Source organism: Pseudoxanthomonas suwonensis (assembly GCF_010093235.1).
GTDB classification, from domain to species: domain Bacteria; phylum Pseudomonadota; class Gammaproteobacteria; order Xanthomonadales; family Xanthomonadaceae; genus Pseudoxanthomonas; species Pseudoxanthomonas suwonensis.
This window is the reverse complement of sequence record NZ_PDWP01000021.1, coordinates 1-19113: the sequence shown is the minus strand read 5'-3', so window position 1 is coordinate 19113 and position 19113 is coordinate 1. Positions and strand designations below refer to the sequence as shown.

General features: G+C 70.4%; 21 protein-coding genes. 10 read left to right on the top strand and 11 right to left on the bottom strand.

What is annotated here, in order from left to right; translation table 11 throughout:
* Window positions 1-40: 40 nt before the first annotated feature.
* Window positions 41-793, bottom strand: a complete 753-nt coding sequence (locus CSC68_RS11200; protein WP_162203643.1) for an AraC family transcriptional regulator — start codon at window positions 791-793, stop codon at window positions 41-43.
* A 194-nt stretch (window positions 794-987) separates the two neighbouring features.
* Here CSC68_RS11200 and CSC68_RS11195 point away from each other — a divergent pair, with 194 nt between their 5' ends.
* The 6 genes from CSC68_RS11195 (at window position 988) to CSC68_RS11175 (ending at window position 5756) form a co-directional block, all read left to right on the top strand.
* Entirely contained in the window at window positions 988-1461 is a 474-nt protein-coding gene (locus CSC68_RS11195) for a DUF2244 domain-containing protein (RefSeq protein WP_162203642.1), read from the top strand.
* 52 nt (window positions 1462-1513) lie between these two features.
* Window positions 1514-2404, top strand: coding sequence for a cytochrome c oxidase subunit II (coxB, locus tag CSC68_RS11190; protein WP_246193541.1), 891 nt, complete (start codon window positions 1514-1516; stop codon window positions 2402-2404).
* Window positions 2405-2465: 61 nt separating this feature from the next.
* Window positions 2466-4079, top strand: a complete 1614-nt coding sequence (ctaD, locus tag CSC68_RS11185; protein ID WP_162203640.1) for a cytochrome c oxidase subunit I — start codon at window positions 2466-2468, stop codon at window positions 4077-4079.
* A 48-nt stretch (window positions 4080-4127) separates the two neighbouring features.
* On the top strand, window positions 4128-4262 hold the full coding sequence (locus CSC68_RS16050) for a hypothetical protein (RefSeq protein WP_281353865.1): 135 nt from the start codon (window positions 4128-4130) through the stop codon (window positions 4260-4262).
* Window positions 4259-4858 carry a cytochrome c oxidase assembly protein gene (locus tag CSC68_RS11180; protein ID WP_162203639.1) on the top strand — a complete coding sequence of 200 codons (600 nt, stop codon included), beginning with the start codon at window positions 4259-4261 and terminating at the stop codon, window positions 4856-4858. Before CSC68_RS16050 ends, CSC68_RS11180 begins: the two co-directional genes overlap by 4 nt.
* A 22-nt stretch (window positions 4859-4880) precedes the next feature.
* On the top strand, window positions 4881-5756 hold the full coding sequence (locus CSC68_RS11175; RefSeq protein ID WP_162203638.1) for a cytochrome c oxidase subunit 3: 876 nt from the start codon (window positions 4881-4883) through the stop codon (window positions 5754-5756).
* 180 nt (window positions 5757-5936) lie between these two features.
* Here the strand turns inward: CSC68_RS11175 and CSC68_RS11170 are convergent, their stop codons facing one another.
* The gene (locus CSC68_RS11170) at window positions 5937-6155 is read right to left on the bottom strand and encodes a twin transmembrane helix small protein (RefSeq protein WP_162203690.1); all 219 of its coding nucleotides are present in this window, start codon (window positions 6153-6155) and stop codon (window positions 5937-5939) included.
* 75 nt (window positions 6156-6230) lie between these two features.
* Between CSC68_RS11170 and CSC68_RS11165 the strand changes: the two genes are divergently transcribed.
* The 4 genes from CSC68_RS11165 to CSC68_RS11150 are packed head-to-tail and all read left to right on the top strand — an operon-like array spanning window position 6231 to window position 9678.
* Window positions 6231-6953, top strand: a complete 723-nt coding sequence (locus CSC68_RS11165) for an SURF1 family protein (protein WP_425501242.1) — start codon at window positions 6231-6233, stop codon at window positions 6951-6953.
* 55 nt (window positions 6954-7008) lie between these two features.
* Window positions 7009-7584 (top strand): hypothetical protein, encoded by a 576-nt coding sequence (locus CSC68_RS11160; RefSeq protein WP_162203636.1) that lies wholly within the window; start codon window positions 7009-7011, stop codon window positions 7582-7584.
* Window positions 7585-7597: 13 nt separating this feature from the next.
* Complete coding sequence (locus tag CSC68_RS11155) at window positions 7598-8785, top strand: COX15/CtaA family protein (protein ID WP_162203635.1); 1188 nt, start codon at window positions 7598-7600, stop codon at window positions 8783-8785.
* The gene (locus tag CSC68_RS11150) at window positions 8782-9678 is read left to right on the top strand and encodes a heme o synthase (protein WP_162203634.1); all 897 of its coding nucleotides are present in this window, start codon (window positions 8782-8784) and stop codon (window positions 9676-9678) included. Before CSC68_RS11155 ends, CSC68_RS11150 begins: the two co-directional genes overlap by 4 nt.
* A gap of 75 nt (window positions 9679-9753) precedes the next feature.
* Here the strand turns inward: CSC68_RS11150 and CSC68_RS11145 are convergent, their stop codons facing one another.
* The 9 genes from CSC68_RS11145 to CSC68_RS11110 form a co-directional block, all read right to left on the bottom strand.
* Window positions 9754-10731, bottom strand: coding sequence for an MBL fold metallo-hydrolase (locus tag CSC68_RS11145; protein WP_162203633.1), 978 nt, complete (start codon window positions 10729-10731; stop codon window positions 9754-9756).
* A 101-nt stretch (window positions 10732-10832) separates the two neighbouring features.
* On the bottom strand, window positions 10833-11579 hold the full coding sequence (locus CSC68_RS11140; protein WP_162203632.1) for a TerC family protein: 747 nt from the start codon (window positions 11577-11579) through the stop codon (window positions 10833-10835).
* 450 nt (window positions 11580-12029) lie between these two features.
* Window positions 12030-13751 carry a DNA primase gene (gene dnaG / locus CSC68_RS11135; RefSeq protein WP_162203631.1) on the bottom strand — a complete coding sequence of 574 codons (1722 nt, stop codon included), beginning with the start codon at window positions 13749-13751 and terminating at the stop codon, window positions 12030-12032.
* A 91-nt stretch (window positions 13752-13842) separates the two neighbouring features.
* On the bottom strand, window positions 13843-14772 hold the full coding sequence (locus tag CSC68_RS11130; protein WP_162203630.1) for a YihY/virulence factor BrkB family protein: 930 nt from the start codon (window positions 14770-14772) through the stop codon (window positions 13843-13845).
* 61 nt (window positions 14773-14833) lie between these two features.
* Window positions 14834-15337 carry a GNAT family N-acetyltransferase gene (locus CSC68_RS11125; protein WP_425501243.1) on the bottom strand — a complete coding sequence of 168 codons (504 nt, stop codon included), beginning with the start codon at window positions 15335-15337 and terminating at the stop codon, window positions 14834-14836.
* Window positions 15338-15453: 116 nt separating this feature from the next.
* Entirely contained in the window at window positions 15454-16548 is a 1095-nt protein-coding gene (locus CSC68_RS11120; protein WP_162203628.1) for a serine hydrolase, read from the bottom strand.
* Window positions 16539-16679, bottom strand: coding sequence for a hypothetical protein (locus CSC68_RS15945; RefSeq protein WP_246193540.1), 141 nt, complete (start codon window positions 16677-16679; stop codon window positions 16539-16541). The genes CSC68_RS11120 and CSC68_RS15945 overlap by 10 nt, the downstream gene beginning before the upstream one ends.
* On the bottom strand, window positions 16676-17671 hold the full coding sequence (locus CSC68_RS11115) for a serine hydrolase (protein ID WP_246193539.1): 996 nt from the start codon (window positions 17669-17671) through the stop codon (window positions 16676-16678). The genes CSC68_RS15945 and CSC68_RS11115 overlap by 4 nt, the downstream gene beginning before the upstream one ends.
* Window positions 17661-18824 (bottom strand): acyltransferase family protein, encoded by a 1164-nt coding sequence (locus tag CSC68_RS11110; protein ID WP_162203627.1) that lies wholly within the window; start codon window positions 18822-18824, stop codon window positions 17661-17663. The genes CSC68_RS11115 and CSC68_RS11110 overlap by 11 nt, the downstream gene beginning before the upstream one ends.
* Between the last annotated feature and the right edge of the window lie 289 nt (window positions 18825-19113).

Here is a 19113-nt window from a genome sequence, read left to right as displayed (position 1 = left end):
GCAGGCAGGCGTGAGCCCCAGGGGCGGCCTGCTGAGTGGTTCAGCCGGCACGCAGGCGGCGGTACTCGCCGGGGGTCATCCCCACCATGGCCACGAAGCGGCGGGTGAAGGCGCTCTGGTCGGAAAAGCCGCAGGCCTGGGCGATCGCGGCGATGCTGCCGGGGCCGTGCAGGCGGTGCATCGCCGCCTGGATCCGTACCCGGGTCAGCAGCTGCAGCGGCGAGAGCTGGAACACCTTCTGGAAGGTCCGTTCGAGCTTGGACTCGGAGAAGCCGGTGATGGCCAGCAGGTCCTGGACCCGGATGTTCTCGGCGTAGTGCCGGTTCATGTGCACCAGGGCCTCGCGCAGGGAGCGGTAGTCCGCCTCCAGGCCCTCGCGTCCGGCCAGGTCGCGGGAGATGCCGATCAGCCCGGCCACTTGGCCGTCCACCCGCAGCGGGCGCTTGCAGGTCAGGCACCAGCCCGGCTCCTGGTCGGAGAACAGGTGCAGCTCCAGCAGGTTGTCGATCACCGCCCCCTCCAGCACCTGGCGGTCCTGCAGGCCGTAGTTGGCGCCCAGGCCGCTCGGATACACCTCGCTGGCGCGCTTGCCGATGATGTCCCGGCGCGAACGCAGGCCCAGGCGCCGCAACATGGTGGCGTTGACGTGGGTATAGCGGCCCTCCCGGTCCTTGATGAAGAACAGGACGTCCGGGATCGAGTCGAACAGGGCCTCCACCTCGGCGACGTCCACGGCGAGCGGGCTGGGCTTCACGGGGCAGTGGGTCCGGGGGATGGGGCGGGGCAGGGACATTCTATTTGAGTGGGGCGCGGGGCCTGTTCCCCGGAACGCCCCGGCCGGCGCCGGGCGCCACGGGTGGCCGCCGGCCCCCGTGGCCATGGCCGTTCCGGCCTGCGCCTTGTTCTGGATCAATGCGGGTTGCCGCTTCCCATGATCAACGCTTACCATCTTTCGGTTTTCCGCAGCTGCGAGCGGCGGTTGGCGACGTGATCGAGGTGCTGCCAGGCAGGTCCGGCGACGCCGGTGCGCAGTTGAGGCTGCGCCCGCCGCGGGCCCTGACGGCAGGCCAGTTCAGGGCGCTGTTCGCCGCGCTGGCGGGGGCGATGTGGCTGGCGGCCGGCCTCGGCTGGCTGGCGGGCAACGCCTTCGCGCCGGTGTTCGCACTGCTGCACAGCGCAGGGGTGGCGCTGGCGCTGCGCGCGCTCTGGCGCAGCGGGGAGCGAGGCGAGGAGATCGCCATCGGGCCGCACGCGGTGGAAGTCCGCCGCGGTGCCCGGACCGTATTCAGCGCCCATCCTTACTGGGTGAGGCTGCAGGTGTGCACGGAAGATGGCATGGTCATGCTTTCTTCCGGCGGCCGGCACGTGGGGGTGGGAGCCTTCCTCGGACCGGACGAACGCGGGCAGCTGGCGCGGTGCCTGAGGGAATTCCTGGCGGCCGCCAGCGGCCGCAACCGATGACGCAACCAGGGTCTAGGCAATGATGCAAGCAAAGGGATGGTGGAAGCGTTGGATGGCTGCGGGCGCGCTGATGGCGGCTCCGTTGCTGGCCTGGGCCCAGTCGGCGGACCCGCAGCGGTGGCAGCTGAACATGGGGCGCGGCGTCACTGCCTCCTCGCAGCACGCCTACGACGCCCACATGGTCGCGCTGTGGATCTGCGTGGCCATCGGCGTGGTGGTGTTCGGCGCCATGGCGGTGGCGGTGGTCCGCTTCCGCAAGTCCAAGGGCGCGGTCGCCGCGCAGTTCAGCCACAACACCACGGCCGAGCTGGTCTGGACCGTGATCCCGGTGCTGATCCTGATCGCCATGGCCTGGCCGGCCACGGCCAAGCTGATCGCCATGTACGACACCCGCGATTCCGAGATGACCGTCAAGGTCACCGGCTACCAGTGGATGTGGAAGTACGACTACCTCGGCGAGGACGTCAGCTTCACCAGCCGCCTGGACCGCGAGCATGACCGCATCCGCCAGAGCGGCGAGCGCCCGGACCCGGAGAAGTACCCGCACTACCTGCTCGAGGTGGACAACCGCCTGGTGCTGCCGGTCGACACCAAGATCCGCTTCGTGATCACCGCCGACGACGTCATCCACTCCTGGTGGGTGCCGGCGCTGGGCTGGAAGCAGGACGCCATCCCCGGCCTGATCAACGAGGCCTGGACCGAGATCAAGACCCCTGGCGTGTACCGCGGCCAGTGCGCCGAGCTCTGCGGCAAGGACCACGCGTTCATGCCGATCGTGGTCGAGGCGGTCTCCAAGGAGGAGTTCGCCCGCTGGCTGGCCTCGAAGAAGCCGGACGCGGCCCCGCCTGAAGCGCCCGCCGGCGATGGCGAAGCCCCGGCCGATGCCGCCGAGCCGGTCGACGAGGCCGAGGCCGCGCCGGTCGCCGCGCCGCAGGCCGCCTGACACGCACGCAACGGCCGCCAGCGCGGTCGCCACGCAAACGCATTCCAGAGGTAGCAACGCCATGGCCCATACCGCCGCCGAGCACCACGACGACCACCACGGCCACAAGCAGGGCTTCGTCGAGCGCTGGTTCTTCTCGACCAACCACAAGGACATCGGCACGCTGTACCTGCTGTTCTCCTTCGTGATGTTCATCATCGGCGCGGGGATGAGCGTGATCATCCGCGCGGAGCTGATGCAGCCCGGCCTGCAGCACGTCAGTCCCGAGTTCTTCAACCAGATGACCACGGTGCACGCCCTGGTCATGATCTTCGGCGGCGTGATGCCGGCCTTCGTCGGCCTGGCCAACTGGATGGTGCCGCTGCAGATCGGCGCGCCGGACATGGCCCTGCCGCGCATGAACAACTGGTCGTTCTGGCTGCTGCCGGTGGCCTTCTTCATGCTGCTGCTGTCGCTGTTCCTGCCGGGCGGCGCCCCGGCCGGCGGCTGGACCCTGTACCCGCCGCTGTCGCTGCAGGGCGGCTACAACGTGGCCTTCACCATCTTCGCCATCCACGTGGCGGGCATCAGTTCGATCATGGGCGCGATCAACATCATCGCGACCATCCTCAACATGCGCGCCCCGGGCATCGACCTGCTGAAGATGCCGATCTTCTGCTGGACCTGGCTGATCACCGCCTTCCTGCTGATCGCGGTCATGCCGGTGCTGGCCGGCGCGGTGACCATGCTGCTGACCGACAAGTTCTTCGGCACCAGCTTCTTCAACGCCGCCGGCGGCGGCGACCCGGTGATGTACCAGCACATCTTCTGGTTCTTCGGCCACCCCGAGGTCTACATCATGATCCTGCCCGCCTTCGGCGTGGTCAGCGAGATCATCCCGACCTTCAGCCGCAAGCCGCTGTTTGGCTACCAGGCCATGGTGTACGCCACCGCCGCGATCGCGTTCCTGTCGTTCATCGTGTGGGCGCACCACATGTTCACGGTGGGCATGCCGCTGGGCGGCGAGATCTACTTCATGTTCGCCACCATGCTGATCTCGGTGCCGACCGGCGTGAAGGTCTTCAACTGGGTCTCCACCATGTGGAAGGGCTCGCTGACCTTCGAGGCGCCGATGCTGTGGTCGATCGCCTTCGTGCTGCTGTTCACCATCGGCGGCTTCTCTGGCCTGATGCTGGCGATCGTGCCGGCCGACTTCCAGTACCACGACACCTACTTCGTGGTCGCCCACTTCCACTACGTGCTGGTCACCGGCGCCGTCTTCGCCCTGATCGCCGCGGTGTACTACTGGTGGCCGAAGTTCACCGGCCGCATGTACAACGAGAGCTGGGCCAAGTTCCACTTCTGGTGGTCGGTGGTGTTCGCCAACCTGCTGTTCTTCCCGCAGCACTTCCTGGGCCTGGCCGGCATGCCGCGCCGCATCCCGGACTACAACGTGGTGTTCGCGGACTGGAACCTGGTCAGCTCGATCGGCGCCTTCGGCATGTTCCTCACGCCGTTCATGATGGGCTTCATCCTGTGGCACTCGCTGCGCAACGGCGCCAAGGCAGAGGCGCGCGCCTGGGAAGGCGCCAGGGGCCTGGAGTGGACCATCCCGTCGCCGGCGCCGCACCACACCTTCACCGTGCCGCCGGTCATCAAGGATGGCGACCTGGCCCACGGCGACATCACCCACTGACGCCGCAACGGACCGCCCGCGCGGCGGTCCACGACCGACGGAACCCCGATGAGCCCGACTTCCGACCATCGCGATGATTCCGCCCGCCGCCGCAGCGGCGTGCTGCGCACCGCGTGGATCGTGGCCGCGGTGGCGCTGGCGATCTACGTCGGCTTCATCCTTTCGGGGGTGCTCGGCGGATGAACGCGCCGCGCGCCACCGACGGACTGCGCAGCCGCGGCTGGCTGAAGCTGGCCGGGGTATCGCTGGCCGCTTTCGCGTTCGCCTTCTCGCTGGTGCCGCTGTACCGGATCGCCTGCGAGAAGGTGTTCGGCATCCGCCTGGAGGGCGGCACCGGCCAGGCGCGCGCCGCGGTCGCCACCGGCCAGGCGCGCCAGGACCGGCTCGTCACCGTGCAGTTCGATGGTGGCGTGAACTCGAAGCTGCCCTGGGCGTTCGCCCCGGAGCAGCTGAGCATGCAGGTGGTCCCCGGCGAGCTCAACGAGGCGATGTACTTCGCCCGCAACGAGAGCGACCGGCCGATCGTCGGCAGCGCCGTGCCCTCGGTGGCGCCGGCGCGGGCCTCGGGCTACTTCACCAAGACCGAGTGCTTCTGCTTCACCGCCCAGACCCTGCAGCCGGGCGAACAGCGCGAGATGCCGGTGCGCTTCATTGTCGACCCGGACCTGCCGGCCGACGTGAAGACCATCACCCTCTCGTATACCTTCTTCAGGAACGAAGCCATGACCGCGCAACTGGGCGCGGCCAGGGCCTCCAGCACGCCGCACGCGGCGCCTTGACCCGAGCAACGGAATCCACGCCATGGCCCATTCCCCGACCGACGCCAACATCTACTTCGTGCCGGCCAAGAGCAAGGCGCCGATCTTCGCTTCGGCGTCGATGTTCGTGATGATGATCGGCGTGGCCACCTGGCTCAACGAGATCGCCTGGGGCAAGTACTCGTTCTTCATCGGCATGGCGATGATGGTCGCCACGCTGTTCTACTGGTTCGGCGAGGTGATCCGCGAGTCGCAGGGCGGGCACTACAACCGCCAGGTCGACGGCTCGTTCCGGATGGGGATGGTGTGGTTCATCTTCTCCGAGGTGATGTTCTTCGGCGCCTTCTTCGGCGCGCTGTTCTACACCCGCCAGTTCGCGCTGCCGTGGCTCGGCGGCGAGGGCGACGGCGTGATGACCAACGAGCTGCTGTGGCAGGGCTTCAGCGCGGCCTGGCCGAGCGCCGGCCCCGGCGGCGTCGGTGGCCAGTTCCAGACCATCCCGGCCTGGGGCCTGCCGCTGGTCAACACCCTGATCCTGCTGACCTCGGGCGCCACCCTGACCATCGCCCACCATGCGCTCAAGGCCGGCAAGCGCGGCCAGCTGCTGCTGTGGCTGGGCATCACCGTGGCCCTGGGCCTGATCTTCCTGGTGTTCCAGGCCGAGGAGTACATCCACGCCTACAAGGAGCTGAACCTGACCCTGGGTTCGGGCATCTACGGGTCGACCTTCTTCATGCTGACCGGCTTCCACGGCGCCCACGTGCTGCTGGGCACGATCATGCTGACCGTGATGTGGTTCCGCGCCTTCAAGGGTCACTTCACCAGGGACAAGCACTTCGGCTTCGAAGCCGCCGCCTGGTACTGGCACTTCGTGGACGTGGTCTGGCTGGGCCTGTTCCTCTTTGTTTACGTCTTGTGATGACCAGACATTCGTCTGTTGAAGGCCGTGATTGGTCATTCGTGATTCGAAAAAAACGGATGCCATTACGCAGCGAGGGCGCCCCAGGGCGCCCTCGCTGTTTCCAATCACCAATCACGAATCACCAATCACGAATCACCAATCACGAATCACCAATCACCAATCACGGCGCAGGTCGCATCAGCGACCTACGCCATGCGGCTGTATCACCCCGGTCCAGATGCCGAGCACCACCAGCAGGATCAGCCCGATCGACAGGGCGATGCGGCGGGTGAGCGCGTTCACGGTGCGCTGGCTTTCGCCGCGGTCGACCATGAGGTAATACAGCGCCGAGCCGAGGTTCCAGACGATGACCAGAAGGAACGCGACGACGATCAGGGTCTTGAGCGAGTCGTTCACGGGAAGGAACTCGTGGCGCGCGGATGTGCGCACCCCATTATTGCAGGCCGCGGCGCCGGCGGGCGTGGTGTCGCCGTGAGCCGGCGCATGCCGTTGTGGGCGGGCTGGGGCCTGGCGCTGGGCGTGGCCGCGCTGTGCGCGTCGCTGGGCGCCTGGCAGCTGCAGCGGATGCATGCCAAGCAGGCGTTGCTGGATGCCTCCGCGCGCGTGCTCGAGGAGCGCCGGGCGCAGCCGCTGGCCGTGGTGGCCGATGCGGCGCGCGTGCGGGACTACGACTGGGCCGCCGGACGCGGGCGCTTCGCACCACTGCCGGCGGTGCTGCTGGACAACCAGAACCGGGATTCGCGGCCGGGGGTGCGCGCCTACCGCGTCTTCCTGCCGGACGACCGCGACGCCACGCCCTTGCTGGTCGAGCTGGGCTGGCTGCCCCTGCCCGGCGACCGGCGCATGCCGGAGATCCCCATGCCGGCTCCCGGAACCACCGCGGTCTCCGGCCTCGTGCTGCCGCCGCCTTCGCCCGGCCTGGCCAGTCCCGCGGTCCAGGCGCAGGCCGACGGCACCGCGCTGGTGGTGGCGCTGGAACCGGCCACGATCGCAGGGGCCCTCGGATTGCCGGCGCTGGCGCCGAGGATCCTGCGCCTGGACCCGGACCTGCCCATGGGCTACGCCCGTGACCTGGAGCTGCTGCCGAACACGCTGCCACCGGACCGCCACCTCGGCTACGCGGTGCAGTGGTTCGCGCTGGCGGCCGCCGTGCTGGCGATCGCCGTGGTCCTGACCCTGCGCCGCCGCCGCTGAGCCACATGGCGGCCGCCACCGGCAGCGCCCGCGCGGGCATGCGAAAATCACGCACATGACCCATACCGATTCCGATGCACGCCGCACCGCCCGCGGGCGACTGGTCCTGGTAGCGCTGTTCGTGCTGTTCTTCGGTTCGGCGCTGGGCGCCGGCCTGCTGCGCCTCTCCGGCTGGATGCCGGCCGGCCTGCGCAACCACGGAGAGCTGCTCAATCCGCCCGTGGACTTGCGCGGGACCCGCCTGCGGCTTGCGTCCGGCGACGACTACGCCTGGCAACCCGAGGCGCGCATCTGGCGGATCCTCGTGGTGGCGCCGGCGTCCGGCTGCGATGCCGGCTGCGATGCGCTGCTGGCGCAACTGGACAAGGTCTGGCGCCTGTTCGGCCACAACGCCGACCAGGTGCAGGTGCTGTGGCTCGGCGATGCACCGGCTGCCGCTGCCCGGCTTCCCGAGCTGCACCTGGTGCGCGACGACGCCGGCGTGCGCGCGGCGCTGCCGGGTTCCGACGATCCATCCGGCGCGCCGCTCTACGTGCTGGACCCCAACGGCTTCGTGATCCTGCGCTATGCGCCGCATGCGGATCCGGCCGGCCTGCGTGCCGACGTGGCGCGCCTGCTGAAACTGAAGTGAGGCTTCCCACCCGATGAACGCGCTCGTCCGCCCGACGCTGGCACGCCATTTCCACCGCATCGCCTGGCTGGCGGTGGCGCTGACCGCCTGCGTGGTCGTGTTCGGCGCCTTCGTGCGCCTGTCCGACGCCGGCCTCAGCTGCCCGGACTGGCCGACCTGCTACGGCCGCGCGACCTGGCCTTCGGCGGCGCAGGACGCGGCCGCGCACGCGGCCAGCGAGATCCGTCCGTTCGAGACGCACAAGGCGTGGCGCGAGCAGGTGCACCGCCACCTTGCCGCGACCCTGGGCCTGCTGGTGCTGCTGCTGACGCTGCTGGCGGTGCGGCGTCGCCGCTTCGGCGTGGCCCTGGTGATCGGCGCCTCGCTGCTGGTGGCCGCGGCGATCCCGGCCTACATGTACGGCCAGATCGGCCTGGCCTTCGCGCTGGCCGGCGCCGGCGAGGCGGTGCTGCTGTTGGCGGCGCTGCGCTGGTCCAACATCGACCTGGCGCGCGCGGCGGTGCTGACGCTTGCGGTGATCGTGTTCCAGGCCCTGCTGGGCAAGTGGACGGTGACGATGCTGCTCAAGCCGATCATCGTCATGGGCCACCTGCTGGGCGGCCTGACCACGTTCTCGCTGCTGGTGTGGATGGCCTGGCGCGCCACCAACCTGCCTATCCGCCTGGCCGACGCGCGCGTGCTGCGGCGCTGGGTGGTCGCCGGCATCGCGGTGCTGGGCGTGCAGATCGCCCTCGGCGGGTGGACCAGCGCCAACTATGCCGCGCTGGCCTGCGGCGGCGGTGGCTGGACCACGGCCGAGCACCATTACCTGGACTTCCCGCGCTGCGTCGGCCTGTGGTGGCCGCCGGCCGACTACCGCGAGGGCTTCGTGCTGTGGCGCGGGATCGGCGTGGACTACGAAGGCGGCGTGCTCGACGGCGCCTCGCGCATCGCCATCCAGATGGCGCACCGGATGATGGCGGTGGTGGCGACGCTGTACCTGCTGGTGCTCGCGTTCCGGCTGTACCGGCTGCCGGGCATGCGTGGCTGGGCCACGCTGCTGGGCGTGCTCGTGCTGGTGCAGGTCAGCCTGGGCATCCTCAACGTCAAGCTGTCGCTGCCGCTGCACGTGGCGGTGATGCACAACGCCGGCGCCGCGGCGCTGCTGTTCGTGCTGGTGACCCTGCTGGCACGCCTGCGGGAGCCCGAGCGGGTCGCATGAGCACCTCCGTTCCCGTCTGGCGCGAGTACCTGGAGCTGACCAAGCCGCGCGTGGTCGCGCTGCTGGTGTTCACCGCCCTGGTCGGCATGTTCCTGGCCGTGCCGGGACTGCCGCCGCTGCGCGAATCGGTATTGGGCCTGGTTGGCATCTGGCTGGCCTCGTCCTCGGCCGCGGCGATCAACCACCTGATCGACCAGCGCATCGACAAGGTGATGGCGCGCACCGCGCACCGTCCGCTGGCCACCGGCGCGTTGCGTCCGGCACAGGTGCTGGTATTCGCGCTCGCGCTGGGCGTGCTGTCGATGCTGGTGCTGGTGCTGTGGGTGAACACCATCACCGCGGTCCTGACTTTCGCCTCGCTGATCGGCTACGCGGTGGTCTACACCGGCTACCTCAAGCGCGCCACGCCGCAGAACATCGTGATCGGCGGCGTCGCCGGCGCCGCGCCGCCACTGCTGGGCTGGGCCGCGGTCACCAACATGCAGGGTCCGTGGGACTGGCAGCACGCGCTGCTGCTGGTGCTGATCATCTTCGTCTGGACCCCGCCGCACTTCTGGGCGCTGGCGATCTTCCGCCGCGAGGACTATGCGCGCGCGCTGATCCCGATGCTGCCGGTCACCCACGGCGTGACCTATACCCGCTGGCAGATCCTGTTCTACACCGTGCTGCTGGTCGAGGTGACGGTGCTGCCGGTGGTGTTCGGCATGAGCGGCCTGTTCTACCTGGGCGGCGCGCTGGTGCTGGGCAGCGTGTTCCTCTGGTACGCCTGGCGCCTGCTCGATCCGCCGGACGAGTTCTACGCCATGCGCGTGTTCAACTACTCGATCGTGTACCTGATGGCGCTGTTCGCCTTCCTGCTGGTGGACCACTGGCTGCCGCTGGTGCTGGGCTGAGCCTGCTGGCCCGGACTTCCGGGCTGGGCCAGCCGGACGTGCGCATCGCGCGCACGTCCGGCCGCTTCCTTCCGGTTACTCGGCGACCCAGGCCAGCTGGCCGTCGCCGCCGCGCTCGATCCGGCCCAGGCCGGGGAACGGGAAGTGCACCGAGTACAGGCGCTCGCCACTGTCGGCCGCCGCTTCCAGCGTCTTTGCGCGTTGCGCCGCGCCGGCTGCGGAGTCGCGGTCGAAGCGGATCGTCCACTGCGGACGCTGCACCGAGATCACCGGGTGGTGCACCTGGTCGCCGACATAGAGCAGGGTCTCGCCCTCGCCGGCGCTGATGCGGAAGGCGACATGGCCGGGGGTGTGGCCCGGCGTGGACAGCGACCGCACGCGCCCGGGCACCAGTTCCGCGTCCGGGGCGAAGGTGCTGACCTTCGGCGTGATCGCCGCGACCAGGCCAGCCATCGCCGCGCCTTCGCCGCTGGCCTGCGCCTGCAGGTCTTCCCATTCCGGCTGCGAGATATGGATGGCGGCGTTGGGGAAGGCCAGCGCGCCGGCTGCATCGACCAGGCCGCCGACATGGTCGCCGTGCGCGTGGGAAATGAACACGTCGGTGACCTGGGCCGGGTCGACGCCTGCGGCCTGCAGCGCGGCGCCCAGCTTGCCGGCGCTGTCGCCCATGTTGCCGCCGGCGCCGGTGTCGAACAGGTACACGCGCTCGCCGTCGCGCACCAGCAGCGGCTGCACGCTCAGGTGCAGCTGGCCGGTCTCCAGTCCCGCGGCTGCGAGCACGCCGGCGACCTCGTCCGGGGTGAGGCCGACGCCGAACACGCTGTTGTCGTTGGGCACGGACATCCCGCCATCACGCAGCGCGGCGGCCTGCAGCGTTCCGATCTGGAACGGATGGGCGTCCTCGCTCGCAGGCACGGCGGCCTGCGTGGTTTCCGGCGCTGCGGCCGGGGTTGCGGCGGCATCGGCCGCCTGCTCGTTGCGGCTGCAAGCGGCAAGCGCCGCGCCCAGTGCTACGACCAGCAGCGGCAGCGCCGCCTTGCGTACGTGCGTCATGGATGACTCCTCGGATGGACCGGCGGATTCTGGCCGGGCCACCCGTGGGCGGCAAGCAATGGCTGTACCCGCCGGTGGAACGCCGGGCGGAAGGTGCCGGGTCAGTCGGCGCGGGAGCGTGCCGCGGCCTGTTGTTCCCGTCGCCGGATCCACAGGTTGATCGTCTCCACGAACACGGAGAAGGCCATCGCCGCGTACACATAGCCCTTGGAGATGTGCTGGCCGAAGCCGTCGGCGATCAGCACCAGGCCAATCATGATCAGGAAGCTCAGTGCGAGCACCTTGACCGTGGGGTGGCTCTCGACGAAGTCGCCGATCGGGCCGGCGAAGCCGATCATGAACACGATCGAGATCAGGATCGCGGTGGCCATCACCCAGCGTTCGTCGACCATGCCGACGGCGGTGATGATCGAGTCCAGCGAGAACACGATGTCCAGCACCATGATCTGCAGGATCACGCCGCCGAAGGAGGTGGCGGCGCGGGCCAGGTTCGGCCCTTCCTCGGCCATCCCGGCGCCCTCGATCTTCTGGTGGATCTCATGGGTGGCCTTGCCGATCAGGAACAGGCCGCCGCCGATCAGGATCAGGTCGCGCCAGGAGAAGGCACGGCCGAACAGCTCGAACAGCGGTGCGGTCAGGCCGATGATCCAGGCAATGGTGAACAGCAGCCCCAGGCGGCTGACCGCCGCGGCGGCGATGCCCAGCCTGCGCGCCTTGTTGCGCTGCTCCGGTGGCAGGCGGCCGGCCAGGATGGAGATGAAGATGATGTTGTCGATGCCCAGCACCAGTTCCAGCGCGGTGAGGGTGGCCAGGGCGATCCAGATTTCGGGATTGAGCAGGGCGTCCATGTGGGTTCGCTTGGGTCAGGCAATCGGAGGCTGACGCGCCGCGGGTGCAGGCGGCGTCGGCGTGGTCGGGAGGGATACCAGGAACCGGCCGGCCCTGGCGGCACGCGCCCCGCGGTGGACGTGGTCACTGCCGCGGGTGCGGACGTGGTCCTTCCTCATGCCCTGGCGTCCGGGTGCTCCGGTGATGGGCAGTGGCGCGGTCGGGTGGGGCGGGTGTTGCTGCATGGGGATGCGGGCTCCGGAGTTTCCAGGGCCGCGGTGGAGTGGCATCGTTGGACGGATGCACCTTCGCCGCGGGACGGCGAAGGTCTTGCCCACAGGCCGCTGGGCCTGCCGCTGCGCCGGGGTCCAGGGACCCGTAATGACGACGCCAGCGTTGGGGGCTACTCCCCTTCGAGGCGCGCATCCTAGCACGGCCGGCGCGAGTGGCCCGCCGTGGACCGGTCAGGCTCAGGCGCGGCCGGCCAGCACCTGCAGCAGCATGCGCAGCTCGTACTTGTCGGTCTCGTCCAGGCCCTGGGCGCGCTGCTTGGCCTGCAGCTCGTCGATCCGCTGCTGCAGGGTCTGGCGTTCAAGCTGGGCCACCGCGTCGTGCAGCTCGTGCGCCCAGCTCTGCTCGTCGCCCGGCAGCGGCTGCGCGGCGAGCTTGCGCAGGGCCTCGCCCTGCTCGTGGTCGGCGAAGTGTTCCAGCAGCGCGCCGGTGCTGATTTCCGGCCGCTGGTGCACGACTTCCAGCAGGTCCAGCAGCAGCGGCACGCCCGGCGCGCGCAGCGCGTCGAAGCGGTACGGCCGCTCCAGCTGCAGGCCCAGCGACGGCTGCTGCAGCAGCAGGGCGATCGCGCTGCGTACCAGGCTGCGCTTCTGCGCCGGTACCACCCGGCGCGAGGGCGCGGGCGCTGGCGGCGTGGCCGCCTGGGTGGCGGTGACGCCGGTCTGGCGCTGCAGCTCCTGGCGCATCAGGTCGGCAAAGGCGCCTTCCGGCAGCTGCGCCAGCAGCGGGCGGGCGCGTTCGGCCAGGCGCGCGCGGCCGTCGAGGGTGTTGCGGTTGATGTCGCGGCCGAGCTCGTCGAAGAAGAACTGCGACAGCGGCGTGGCCTCGGCCAGGCGCGCATCGAAACCGGCTGCTCCTTCCTTGCGCACGATCGTGTCCGGGTCCTCGCCCTCGGGCAGGAACAGGAAGAAGGCCTGGCGGCCGTCCTTCATCCGCGGCAGCACCGACTCCACCGCGCGCCAGGCCGCGCGGCGGCCGGCGGCGTCGCCGTCGAAGCAGAAGTACACGTCCGGCGCATTGCGGAACAGCAGCTCGGCGTGGTCGGCGGTGGTCGCCGTGCCCAGGGTCGCGACCGCCTGGGTCACGCCGAACTGGTACAGGGTGACCACGTCCATGTAGCCCTCGACCACCACCAGCCGCTCCAGCTTCTGGTTGGCCTGTTTCGCCTGCCACAGGCCGTACAGCTCGCGGCCCTTGTGGAACAGCGGGGTCTCGGGCGAGTTGAGGTACTTCGGGCTGGCATCCTTGTCCAGCACGCGGCCGCCGAATGCGATGACCCGGCCACGGCGGTCGTGGATCGGGAACATCACCCGGTCGCGGAACTTGTCGTAGACGTTGCCGCGCTCGTTGCGCGAGAGCATGCCGGTGCGTTCCAGCAGCTTGCGCCGGCGCTCGTCCGTGCCCAGCGCATCCAGCAGGGGGGAATAGCCGTCGGCGGCGTAGCCGATGCCGAAGCGGGCACGCGTCTCGGCGTCGACGCCGCGGCTGTCCAGGTAGGCGCGGGCCCGCGGGTTTTCCGCCAGCTGGCGCTGGAACAGCCGGGCCGCCGCCTCGAGCGCCGCGTACTGGTCGCGCAGGTCGTTGTCCTGCGGGCCCTGGCGGGTGTCCTTGGGCATCTCCATGCCGGCGCGTCGCGCCAGTTCCTCGACCGCGTCGAGGAACTCGAGGCGGTCGTAGTTCATCAGGAAGCTGATCGCGGTGCCGTGGGCGCCGCAGCCGAAGCAGTGGTAGAACTGCTTGGTCGGGGAGACGTAGAACGAGGGCGTGCGCTCGTCGTGGAACGGGCAGGGGGCGGTGTATTCGCGGCCCTTGCGCTTGAGCGGCACCCGCGCACCGATGATCTCGACGATATCCGAGCGTGCGAGCAGGTCGTCGATGAAAGCGTCGGGCAGGCGGGCCATCGCAATAGGATGCCATCCGCGCGCGTTCTTGGCCCTGTCCGCGTGACATGGCAAGGCCTGGCGTTGGCCCCCCGGGGCGCCCTGGAGGGCTTCAGTGCGCGGCCTGCGTGTCCCCGCCCGGTCGACCCGCGCGCGCAGGCGCGGCACCGATCCCGGCCTGGCGCAGGCGCTGGCGCGCGTGCATGCGCTCGTCGATCACCGCGGTGACCAGGGCCCCGGCGAAGAACACCAGGGCCGCGTAGTACATCCACAGCAGCAGCAGGACCAGGGCGCCCATCGAGCCGTAGGCGCTGCCCGGGGCGGCCTGGGCCAGGTACAGGCCGATCAGGTAGCGGCCCAGCGCGAACAGGCCGGAGGTGATCGCCCCGCCCAGCCAGGCCTGGCGCCAGTCGACCCGGCGGTCGGGCAGGAAGTGGTAGAGGAAGGCGAAGGCCAGCGCGTACAGCAGCAGGGTGGTCACGTAGCCGACCACCGGCAGCAGCGAAGGGATGCGGGCGAACACCAGCTGCAGCGCGGTCGTGGCGATCATCGACACGATCAGCAGGAATCCCAGCGCCAGGACCACGCCCAGCGAGAACACCCGCTTGCGCAGCCAGGCGCCGAGGCCGCCGAGCTTTTCGCCGCCGGTGCGGAAGATCAGGTTGAGCGCGCCCTGCAGCTGGGCGAATACCACGGTGGCGCCGACGAACAGCAGGCCGGTACTGGCCAGGCCGGCCAGCGAACCCACGTCCGGCTGCGAATCGGCATTGCGGATGATGGTCTCGGCCACCACCGCGGCCTGCTCGCCGGCCAGCGCGCCGATCTGGTCGACCAGCGACTGCTGCGCCGGCGGATACAGCGAGGCGGTCAGCCACAGCAGCAGCACCAGCAGCGGCGCCAGCGACAGCAGCGTGTAGAACGACAGCGAGGCGGCCTGGGTCATCAGGTCGGCCTCGACGAAGCGCTTGACCAGCGCCACGGGCAGGCTTTCCTGCAGGCGCTGCAGGTGCCGGCGCAGCTTGTTGGGGGATATGCGGGTCATGCGGGCACGTCGCTTTGGCGTGCCCAGCTTGTTGGCAGGCGCGTTGGCGGTGCGTGAGCGCTCAGCCGGCCTGGCTGGCCTGCGCGGCCAGCGCCTGCAGGGCCTGGCCGTCGACGCGCTGCACCGTCCATTCGCCCATCGGGCGCGCGCCCAGGCTGCGGTAGAAGGCGATGGCCGGCGCGTTCCAGTCCAGCACCGACCATTCGAAGCGGCCGTAGCCGCGTTCCACCGCCAGCGCGGCCAGATGGGTCATCAGCCGGCGGCCGATGCCCCGGCCGCGGAAGTCCGGGCGCACGTACAGGTCCTCCAGGTACAGGCCGGGCTTTCCGAGGAAGGTCGAGAAGGAGACGAAGAACAGGGCGAAGCCGGCGGCCTGCCCGTCGCACTCGGCAATCACCACCTCGGCCGCCGGGCGCGGGCCGAACAGCGCTGCCTCCAGGTCGGCAACCGTGGCGACCACCTCGTGGGAGAGGCGTTCGTACTCGGCCAGGTCGCGGATCAGGGACAGGACCAGCGGGATATCCGCCGGCGTGGCGGGTCGCAGGGAGATGGCGCTCATGCGTATCCGTAACGAAGGAAGTGTGGTGGCCGGCAGCGACCACGGCGGGGCTGCGCAGGCAGCCTCCAATATCGTCGATCGCCCCGTGGCGTGCATCCGCCCCGAATCCGCTTCCGGGCGTGTCAGTCGCGCACAGTCAGCGTATCGGCAAGCGCGCGGCCCAGGGCCTGGAACGCCTGCTCGGCCTGCTCCAGTTCGCCAAAGCGCTCGGCGCAGGCCACCACCACGGTGGCGCCGTCGCGGCCCAGGCCGGGATCGAGCAGGCCGACATTGCACGCGCGCTGCAGCTGGGTGCCGGTCTTCTGCGCGAAGTCCGCGTCCGGCGGGAGGCCGGCCTGGATCCGACGGCTGCCAGTGTTGATCGCGCGCATGTGCCCGAGCAGCAGGTCGGTGGAGCGCGGCGACAGCAGTTCGCCGCCGGCCAGCCGCGCCAGCAGGCGGCCGTAGGCCGGCAGGGTCGCCGAGTTCAGGCCGCGCGCGTAGTAGTCCTCGAACACCTGTTCCAGGGTGGCGTCGCCGAGCTCCGCGCGTGGCACGCCCAGGGCGTCCGCCAGGGCCTGCAGCCGCGGTTCACCGGCCTTGGCCTGGCGCAGGGCCAGCATCTGCATGCTGTCCAGGCCGGCCACCTTCGGATGCAGGGCGCCGTAGGCGTCATAGCGCACCTGGCGGATGGGGGTGATGCGGCCGAAGCCTTCGCCGGTCCAGGCCGCGACGCGCGCGTTGAGGCGCTCCTCGCCGATGCGCCGGATCAGCATGTCGGTCGCGGTGCTGTCGCTGTCCCGCAGCGACTTCTCCAGCAGGGCGGCGATGCTGAAGCGCTCTCCCGGCGCGTGCTGCAGCATGTCGCCGACGCCGTCGACGAAATCGCCGGCGGCCAGTTCCAGTTCCTCGTCCAGCGACAGGTCGCCGGCGTCCGCGGCCTCCAGCACCGCAATGGCCACCGGTACCTTGATGGTCGAGGACAGGTACCAGGCGTGGCCATTGCCCAGGTCCAGTTCGCCGGCTTCGTCCGGCGGTCCCAGGCGGCGCACGTACGCGCCGAAGTCGCCGGGCAGGGTCGCGTCGATCGACCCGACCTCCCGTTCCAGCGCGGCAACCCAGGCCGGCGACGCGGGGTTGGCCGGAGCCGCGACAGGGGGGGGCGGGCGTCCGCAGCCGGCCAGCAGCAGGGCCAGCGTGGCCAGGAGCGCAGGGCGGAAACAGGGGTTCAGGGCCATGCCGGCGGCGAGACCGTGGGTCGCGGCGGGGCGTCCACGAATACCCCGGCGTCGGTGATGGCCGCGGCAATCCGGCGCAGGGCGTGTTCGCCGGCGGCGGTGCCGGTGCCGCGCACGCAGGCGGCGATCACCACCCGTGCCGGGCGCGGCCGCACCGGCGGATCGCCGGCTGCATGGCGATCCCCAGGTCGCAGGTGCGCAGGTACTGGGTACCGGTCTTGTGGGCGAAGGCCACGCCCCCCGGCAGCCCGGCACGCAGGCGCCGCCGGCCGGTCTGCACGCGCAGCATCACCTGCAGCAGGTGGCTGGTCGACTCCGGCCGCAGCACCTGGCCATCGGCCAGCGCCGCCAGCATCCGTCCGTAGTCGGACAGCGGGGCGCTGTTGGCGCCGCTGGCGTAATAGGCCTCGAAGGCGGAGGCGAAGTCGGGCCGGCGGAACCGTTCCACCGGCACGTCCAGCAGCCGGGCCAGCCTGCGCACCCGCGCCGGCCCGGCCGGAACCCGGCCGAGCGCGAGCAGGTCCGCCGAACCCAGCCGCGCGGCATCCGGATGGAGCTGGCCATAGGCCAGGCGGCGCACGTCGGCGAGCGTGGTGATGTGCAGGCCCGGGCCCACCAGCTCGGCCGCCACGTGGTTCACCGCGTGCAGGCCGACCGTGCGGATCAGGACGTCGCTGGCGGTGTTGTCGCTGTGCACGATCATCTGCTCCAGCAACCAGGACACCGGCAGCGCGTCGCCGGGGCGGTGGCGGTTGGTCGCGCCGGCCCCGTCGACGAAGTCGTCCGCGCGCAGCACCACGCGGGTGTCGAGCGACAGCGCACCGCTTTCGACCTCGCGCAGCACGGCAATGGCGACCGGGACCTTCACCCCGGACGCGAGGTACCAGGGCTCCGTGGCGCGGTAGCCGTAGGACTCGTTGCGCTCCATGTGCAGGACGTAGACGCCGATGCCAGCCGTGCCGAGGGATGCGTCGATCGCCTGCAGCCTACGTTCCAGCCCGCCGGCCCAGGGCGGCTCCCCCGTTCCGGTGGCTGCGGTGGCGCGCGGTGGCGGTGCGGCCGCGGCCATGACCGCGGCCAGGACCAGCAGCAGGAACAGCGCTGGCCGGTGCCTATGCCGCATGTGCGTCCCGGCCGTGCGCCCGGGCCTGGCGCAGGCGCGCGCGCAGGGCCTGCCACAGCGCGATCCATGCCGCGGTCACGAGGATCAGTCCACCGGACAGCAGCAGGGCGTACTCGTAGGACACGGCCTGGTAATAGCCGAACGTCCCGCGCAGCAGCAGGAAGATCACCGAGATGTGGACGATGAACGCCATCAGCGAGTCGCTGCCGACGATCGCCAGCGGGCGCAGCCAGGACGCCAGTACGTTGCCGCCGGCCACGCACAGGCCCAGCAGCACCAGCGCGCCGCCGACACTGAACAGCGAGAACAGCAGGCCGGGCGGATGCTTGCCGTGGTTGCGGCCGATCTCCACCAGTTCCGCGTACACATCGTTGCCCGCGAGCGTGGCGAAAGCCGCCAGCAGGCCCGCGCCGGCAACGGTGATCCCGGCGGCCAGCAGCAGGCGGCCGCGCGTCTCCCCGTTCCAGCGCTGCAGCAGGCCGCCGACCAGCAGGCCAAGCAGCACCAGCGGCAGGCGCGAGAGCTGGCCCCAGGTGTACAGCTCGTGGTCCTCGACCAGGATCGCGCGCAGCGGCCGGCTGTCGAAGTCAAAGTGGCCGGAGATCCACCACCACAGTCCGCCCACCAGCAGCGGGCTGGCCCAGCGCAGCAGCGCGGGGGTGCGTGCCCACAGCGGCAGCAGCCAGGGGATCCACAGCAGGGCGATGGCGTAGAAGCCGAGGATCTCCACGAACGAGGGGAAGGAGCGGTACAGCAGCGCATCGACCACGGCCTCGGGGCCGCGGTCCCACAGCTCGACCGCGGTCAGCAGCTTGTACCAGAGCAGTACCAGCAGGCCGCGGCGGATCAGGTGGTTGCGCCGCTGCGGCCAGTCGGCGGCGCCGGTCTTCGGTACGAAGGCCACGGCCAGGGCGATGCCGAAGACGATGAAGAACAGCGAGGAGGAGAACTTGGTCAGGGCGTGGACCGGCACCTGGCCCCAGTCGGGGAAGTCGGCATAGGGCATCAGCCCGTTGGTGCCATGGGAAACGATCATCAGGCACACGGCCAGGCCGCGGGCGAGATCGATCGAGCCGATGCGACCAGCGCGCGGGGCCGCGAGCGGGCGCGCGGCCGTGGCTGCCACCGGGGCGGCCGTGCTGTCAGCGGGCATGCATTCCACCGGAGGCGGAAAGGATACCGGCGCGGCCAGGGGCGCCGGGCGCTGCGGGATTGGCGGCGACAGGCGGCGGTTGCCGCCCGTCGCGGGCCTGGCTTGCCATGGGATCGGTTCCGGACGCCGGGACGGGCATTGCAGCAACGCCGTCGTGAGCGTCCGGTCAGGAGAGGGCTGCCCCGGCCGCGGGGGCTGCCTCTTAATACCCTCTGACGCTGCCCTCGCGCTCCCCTCTGCACGGATCGGTGGGTTGTGGATCATTATACAAAGAACTCAACTTAGTTTG

Excerpts from the sequence above, each read along its gene's own strand:
- CSC68_RS11115 (WP_246193539.1), bottom strand. The coding sequence starts at position 17,671 with ATGCGGCATAGGCACCGGCCAGCGCTGTTCCTGCTGCTGGTCCTGGCC.
- CSC68_RS11200 (WP_162203643.1), bottom strand. The coding sequence starts at position 793 with ATGTCCCTGCCCCGCCCCATCCCCCGGACCCACTGCCCCGTGAAGCCC.
- CSC68_RS11140 (WP_162203632.1), bottom strand. The coding sequence starts at position 11,579 with ATGGACGCCCTGCTCAATCCCGAAATCTGGATCGCCCTGGCCACCCTC.
- CSC68_RS16050 (WP_281353865.1), top strand. The coding sequence starts at position 4,128 with ATGAGCCCGACTTCCGACCATCGCGATGATTCCGCCCGCCGCCGCAGC.
- CSC68_RS11120 (WP_162203628.1), bottom strand. The coding sequence starts at position 16,548 with ATGGCCCTGAACCCCTGTTTCCGCCCTGCGCTCCTGGCCACGCTGGCC.
- CSC68_RS11130 (WP_162203630.1), bottom strand. The coding sequence starts at position 14,772 with ATGACCCGCATATCCCCCAACAAGCTGCGCCGGCACCTGCAGCGCCTG.
- ctaD (WP_162203640.1), top strand. The coding sequence starts at position 2,466 with ATGGCCCATACCGCCGCCGAGCACCACGACGACCACCACGGCCACAAG.
- coxB (WP_246193541.1), top strand. The coding sequence starts at position 1,514 with ATGGCTGCGGGCGCGCTGATGGCGGCTCCGTTGCTGGCCTGGGCCCAG.
- CSC68_RS11180 (WP_162203639.1), top strand. The coding sequence starts at position 4,259 with ATGAACGCGCCGCGCGCCACCGACGGACTGCGCAGCCGCGGCTGGCTG.
- CSC68_RS11155 (WP_162203635.1), top strand. The coding sequence starts at position 7,598 with ATGAACGCGCTCGTCCGCCCGACGCTGGCACGCCATTTCCACCGCATC.
- CSC68_RS11175 (WP_162203638.1), top strand. The coding sequence starts at position 4,881 with ATGGCCCATTCCCCGACCGACGCCAACATCTACTTCGTGCCGGCCAAG.
- CSC68_RS11110 (WP_162203627.1), bottom strand. The coding sequence starts at position 18,824 with ATGCCCGCTGACAGCACGGCCGCCCCGGTGGCAGCCACGGCCGCGCGC.
- CSC68_RS11160 (WP_162203636.1), top strand. The coding sequence starts at position 7,009 with ATGACCCATACCGATTCCGATGCACGCCGCACCGCCCGCGGGCGACTG.
- CSC68_RS11145 (WP_162203633.1), bottom strand. The coding sequence starts at position 10,731 with ATGACGCACGTACGCAAGGCGGCGCTGCCGCTGCTGGTCGTAGCACTG.
- CSC68_RS11150 (WP_162203634.1), top strand. The coding sequence starts at position 8,782 with ATGAGCACCTCCGTTCCCGTCTGGCGCGAGTACCTGGAGCTGACCAAG.
- dnaG (WP_162203631.1), bottom strand. The coding sequence starts at position 13,751 with ATGGCCCGCCTGCCCGACGCTTTCATCGACGACCTGCTCGCACGCTCG.